The organism is Dietzia sp. B19 (assembly GCF_014145155.1).
In the GTDB taxonomy this organism is placed as follows: domain Bacteria; phylum Actinomycetota; class Actinomycetes; order Mycobacteriales; family Mycobacteriaceae; genus Dietzia; species Dietzia natronolimnaea.
The window spans coordinates 1-5,174 of the sequence record NZ_JAALED010000209.1 but is presented as its reverse complement, the minus strand read 5'-3'; the positions used below and the strand labels follow the sequence as shown (position 1 = coordinate 5,174).

4 protein-coding genes and 1 pseudogene are annotated in these 5,174 nt (G+C 71.1%); 2 read left to right on the top strand and 3 right to left on the bottom strand.

Annotated features, from left to right (window positions below; genetic code table 11):
• Positions 1-91 precede the first annotated feature (91 nt).
• A complete protein-coding gene (locus G6020_RS07015; protein ID WP_179525653.1) occupies positions 92-655 on the bottom strand; it encodes a DUF4245 domain-containing protein in 564 nt (187 codons plus the stop codon).
• A gap of 147 nt (positions 656-802) precedes the next feature.
• Between G6020_RS07015 and glpX the strand changes: the two genes are divergently transcribed.
• Entirely contained in the window at positions 803-1,813 is a 1,011-nt protein-coding gene (gene glpX, locus G6020_RS07010; RefSeq protein WP_179525654.1) for a class II fructose-bisphosphatase, read from the top strand.
• Between the two features lie 65 nt (positions 1,814-1,878).
• Positions 1,879-3,282 carry a class II fumarate hydratase gene (locus G6020_RS07005; protein WP_182610129.1) on the top strand — a complete coding sequence of 468 codons (1,404 nt, stop codon included), beginning with the start codon at positions 1,879-1,881 and terminating at the stop codon, positions 3,280-3,282.
• Positions 3,283-3,382: 100 nt separating this feature from the next.
• On the opposite strand, the gene G6020_RS07000 is transcribed toward G6020_RS07005, so the two are convergent.
• The gene (locus G6020_RS07000) at positions 3,383-4,738 is read right to left on the bottom strand and encodes a PhoH family protein (protein ID WP_182610128.1); all 1,356 of its coding nucleotides are present in this window, start codon (positions 4,736-4,738) and stop codon (positions 3,383-3,385) included.
• Between the two features lie 246 nt (positions 4,739-4,984).
• Positions 4,985-5,174 (bottom strand): annotated as a pseudogene (locus G6020_RS06995) (acetyl-CoA C-acyltransferase); the annotation flags it as partial.

The window sequence follows — 5,174 nt, the reverse complement described above, 5'->3', positions numbered from 1 at the left end:
TAAGCCGTACCTAGGAGGCCACACCCCCCGCGCGCCCGGCCGGCCAGGGTCGATCTGGCGGCGGTCGAACCGGCGGCGGTCGAACCGCTGGCTACCGGCTGCTCGGGAGCGGTTCGGCGTCCTGGACGGCCGCGGCCAACGCCTCGAAGTCCGAGGTGGTGGCCGACCCGGTCACCGCCACGCGGACGTCGTCCAGGTCCAGCACCCACACCGGGCGGACGTCGTCGCCGGTGTACACGGTCCACTCCTGCCCGGTCACCGGCACGATGGTCCGGCTCGGTCGCGGCCCGCCGTTCAGTGACCGGAACGCCTCCTCGGGGGCGTCGGACTGGACCAGTTCGACGAAGCTCCGCTCGCCCGTCACCCAGCCGACGTGACTCGAGGTGGTGTCGGCGAAGCTCTCGACCCGCCCCGAGTTCGAGGTCCACTCCTCCGGGACGTCCGGGGACCGGACCGGGAAGCCCAGGCTGCGCGCGTCCTGGCGCAGGGAGGCCTCGGCGTCGAACTCGGGGATGGCGCCCTGCTGTGGTCCGGACGGGCTGAAGGTGCACTGGCCCGCGACTCCGGCGAAGATCCCGACGATCGCCATGAGCACCACCACCGACCAGAACATGTCGCGGTTGCCCTGCAGGATTCTCGGTTTCGGCTCGGCCACGGCGTCCAGTATCCCACCCACCCGGGGCATGTCGGGCGCCTGGCCCCCGGCGGGCGTCGGGAGGTGCAACAATGAGCGCCGACACCCCATCGTGCGGCGAGTGGCCACGTCTGTTCGCGCGCAGCTATCCGAGGAGCCCGACGCCACATGTCAGACGCCCTACGCCCCGACCGTAACCTCGCCATGGAGCTCGTCCGAGTCACCGAGGCCGCCGCGCTCGCGGCCGGCCGGTGGGTGGGCCGGGGCGACAAGCTCGGGGGTGACGGCGCGGCCGTGGACGCCATGCGCGAGCTCATCGGCACCGTCGACATGGACGGCGTCGTGGTGATCGGCGAGGGCGAGAAGGACGAGGCGCCGATGCTGTTCAACGGCGAGAAGGTCGGCACCGGGCACGGTCCCGCGGTCGACGTGGCCGTGGACCCGATCGACGGGACGCGCCTCATGGCCGAGGGCCGGCCCAACTCGATCGCCGTCATCGCGGTCGCCGAGCGTGGCGCGATGTTCGACCCCTCCGCGGTGTTCTACATGCGCAAGATCGCCGTGGGGCCGGACGCGGTCGGTCACATCGACCTGTCCAAGTCCACCGAATGGAACATCCTGTCCGTGGCCAAGGCCAAGAACATCGACGTCGGGGACATGACGGTCTGCGTCCTCGACCGCCCCCGGCACGCCGAACTCATCGCGGAGATCCGCGCGGCCGGCGCCAAGGTCCGGCTGATCATGGACGGGGACGTGGCCGGCGGCGTCGCCGCCGCCTCGGACGACAGCTCGGTGGACATCCTCATGGGCATCGGCGGCACCCCGGAGGGGATCATCACCGCCTGCGCCATGAAGTGCATGGGCGGGGAGATCCAGGGGCAGCTCTGGCCGCAGGACGACGCCGAACGCCAGAAGGCCGTGGACGCCGGCCTCGACGTGGATGCGTTCCTCGGCACCGACGACCTGGTCAAGGGTGACAACTGCTTCTTCGCGGCGACCGGTATCACCAACGGCGACATGGTCCGTGGCGTCAGCTACCGCTCGAACGGCGCCGTCACCAGGTCGCTGGTCATGCGATCGAAGTCGGGCACGGTCCGGCACGTCGAGGCCCGCCACCGCATGGAGAAGCTCCGCGAGTTCTCGGCGGTCGACTACGGCCAGGGGACGCGCGACAGCTGACCCCACCCGGGCCCGCCGCGCCGAGAGCGCCTGCACGGTGCGGCGTGCCCGCCTACTCTGACCGTATGGCTGACCAGAGTGGATTCCGTATCGAGCACGACACCATGGGTGAGGTCCGGGTACCCGTCGACGCGCTCTGGCGGGCCCAGACCCAGCGGGCGGTGGAGAACTTCCCGGTCTCGGGCAGCGGTCTCGAGCGAGCACAGATTCGCGCCCTCGGCCTACTCAAGTCCGCCTGCGCGACCGTCAACGGCCGTCTCGGTCTCCTCGAGAAGACCAAGGTCGACGCCATCGTGTCCGCGGCCGGACGGATCGCGGAGGGTGAGGTCGACGACCACTTCCCCGTCGACGTGTTCCAGACCGGCTCCGGAACCAGCTCGAACATGAACGCCAACGAGGTCATCGCCTCGATGTGCGCGGCCGAGGGCGTCACGGTCCACCCGAACGACGACGTCAACATGTCGCAGTCCTCCAACGACACCTTCCCCACCGCCACGCATGTCGCCGCGACGGAGTTGGCGCTGACCGAGCTCGTCCCCGCGCTGGGTGGGCTGGCCGGGTCGTTCGAGCGCAAGTCCGTCGAGTGGCGGGAGGTGGTCAAGTCCGGCCGCACCCATCTCATGGACGCGGTGCCCGTGACCCTCGGCCAGGAGTTCGGGGGGTACGCGCGCCAGATCCGGGCCGGGGCCGAGCGCGTGTGCGCCACCCTGCCCCGGGTGGGCGAGCTCCCGATCGGTGGCACCGCGGCCGGCACCGGACTCAACGCGCCGGACGGTTTCGGCTCCGCGGTGGTCGAGGAACTGCGCTCACTCACGGGGCTCGAGGAGCTGCGCCTGGCGGAGGACCCGTTCGAGGCGCAGTCCGCCCGCGACGGTCTCGTGGAGCTCTCCGGTGCGCTGCGCACGATCGCCGTCTCGCTCACCAAGATCGCCAACGACGTCCGGTGGATGGGGTCCGGTCCCATGACGGGGTTGTCCGAGATCCACCTGCCGGACCTGCAGCCCGGGTCGTCGATCATGCCCGGCAAGGTCAACCCCGTACTGTGCGAGACCATCTCCCAGGTCGCCGCCCAGGTCGTGGGCAACGACGCGGCCGTGGCCTGGGCCGGCGCCACCGGGGCCTTCGAACTCAACACGGCGATCCCGGTGATGGCCCGCAACGTCCTGGAGTCCGCCCGGATCCTCACCACGTCCACGACCCTGTTCGCCGAACGCTGCATCGACGGGATCGAGCCCGACGTCGAGCGGATGCGCCGGTACGCCGAGTCCTCGCCCTCGATCGTCACCCCGCTCAACTCGGCGATCGGCTACGAGGAGGCCGCCCGGGTGGCCAAGCACGCCCTGGCGGAAGGGTTGACGATCCGCGAGGCCGTCATCGCCCTGGGCTTCGTCCCCGACCCGCTGAGCGAGGACGAGCTGGACCGCCGCCTCGACGTGTTGGGGATGACGGGCCTCGACCGCGAGCGCTGACCCCGGACGCGGGCTCCCTCACAGGACTGACGAGACCCGGGTGGGACCTGCGCTGCGTGCCCGGTCCGGGCACGCAGCGCAGGTTCTGCTCACCCGTCGGTCATGCCGCGTGGATCCGGCGCAGCTCCCCCGGCTCGGCGTCCGGGTGGAACTCCTCGAGCATCGTGGTGACCAGCTCGGCGATCGCCGAGCGCTCCGAGCGGTTGAGGGTGACGTGTGCGAACAACGGATGCCCCTTGAGCTTCTCCACCACGGCCTGGATCCCGTCGTGACGGCCGACCCGCAGGTTGTCCCGCTGGGCCACGTCGTGGGTGAGCACCACGCGCGATCCCGTCCCCAGCCTGGAGAGCACCGTGAGCAGGACGTTGCGCTCGAGTGACTGCGCCTCGTCGACGATCACGAACGAGTCGTGCAGGCTCCGGCCGCGGATGTGGGTCAGCGGCAGCACCTCCAGGATCTCCCGGTCCATCACCTCGTCGATCACGTTCTCGCTGACCAGGCCCTCGAGGGTGTCGAACACCGCCTGGGACCACGGCGACATCTTCTCCGTCTCGCTCCCAGGCAGGTACCCGAGCTCCTGTCCGCCCACGGCGTAGAGGGGCCGGAACACCACGATCTTGCGGTGGCGGCGACGCTCCAGTACCGACTCGAGCCCCGCGCACAGGGCGAGCGCGGACTTGCCCGTCCCCGCCCGGCCTCCGAGGGAGACGATCCCGATCGACTCGTCCAGCAGGCAGTCGATGGCGATGCGCTGCTCGGCGGAGCGACCGCGCAGTCCGAACACCTCGATGTCGCCGCGGACGAGCTTGAGGCCGCCGCCGTCGGTGACGCGGGCCAGCGCCGAGGACGACTCGGTCTGGACCCGGATCCCGCAGTGCACCGGCGTCTCCACGTCCAGGCCGGCCGCCCGGGCCGCGAGGGGCGAGGCCCCGCCGTCGGAGAACAGGGTGTCCACGAGGTCCTGGGTGGCGGGCAGGTTCGCGACCCCGCTGTAGCCGGTCAGCACCACGTCCTGGGCGTGGTACTCGTCGGCGGGCAGTCCCACGGAGCCCGCCTTGACCCGCAGCGGCACGTCCTTGGAGACCAGGACGGTGTCGAGGCCCTCGGCGCGGAGGTTGAGCGCGCACGCGAGGATCCGGGAGTCCTCCCCCGTGTTCCGGAACCCGGCGGGCAGGATCGCCTGGTCGGTGTGGTTGAGCTCGACCCGCAGGGTTCCCCCCTGGTCGGTGATGGGCAGGTCGCCGTCGAGCCGTCCGTGGCGGAGGCGCAGATCCTCGAGGAGTCGGAGCGCCTCGCGGGCGAAGTAGCCCAGCTCGGGGTGGTGTCGCTTGCCCTCCAACTCCCCGATCACCGCGATGGGCAGCACCACGCGGTGCTCGGCGAAGCGGGTGACGGCCCACGGGTCAGAGAGCAGAACCGAGGTGTCGAGGACGTAGGTGCGTACGGTGTCGGTCACGGCGGACTCCTGGCCCGCGGCACCCGCGGGCGAGCTGGGGGTGGACCGGTCGGCCCAGGTCACCTGGTGGTGACGGGGCCGGGTGCCGGCCCCCTCCCGATCGAGTGGATCGATCATCGGCTGGGACCTCCCGACGGTCGGCTTCCCCACCGACCGTTGTGACCCACGCTACGCCCGAATCACACGAGTGTGAGTTAACTCATCGTGAATTCGTCGGTCTCGCCGGGGTCCGTGACGCACACCGGGTCACGGCACCCTCTCGAACGCGGCGGCCAGGCCCTGTCCGCCGCCCAGGCACATCGTCTCCAGGGCGAGCCGGCCCTGCCGGCGGGCGAGCTCGCGGGCCATCGTGGTGAGGATGCGGGTCCCCGTGGCCCCGACGGGGTGGCCGAGCGAGATCCCCGAGCCGTGCACGTTGAGCCGCTCGCGGTCGGCC

What these genes read in the sequence shown, in the direction of transcription:
- glpX (WP_179525654.1), top strand. Translation starts at nt 803, where the DNA reads ATGTCAGACGCCCTACGCCCCGACCGTAACCTCGCCATGGAGCTCGTC.
- G6020_RS07005 (WP_182610129.1), top strand. Translation starts at nt 1,879, where the DNA reads ATGGCTGACCAGAGTGGATTCCGTATCGAGCACGACACCATGGGTGAG.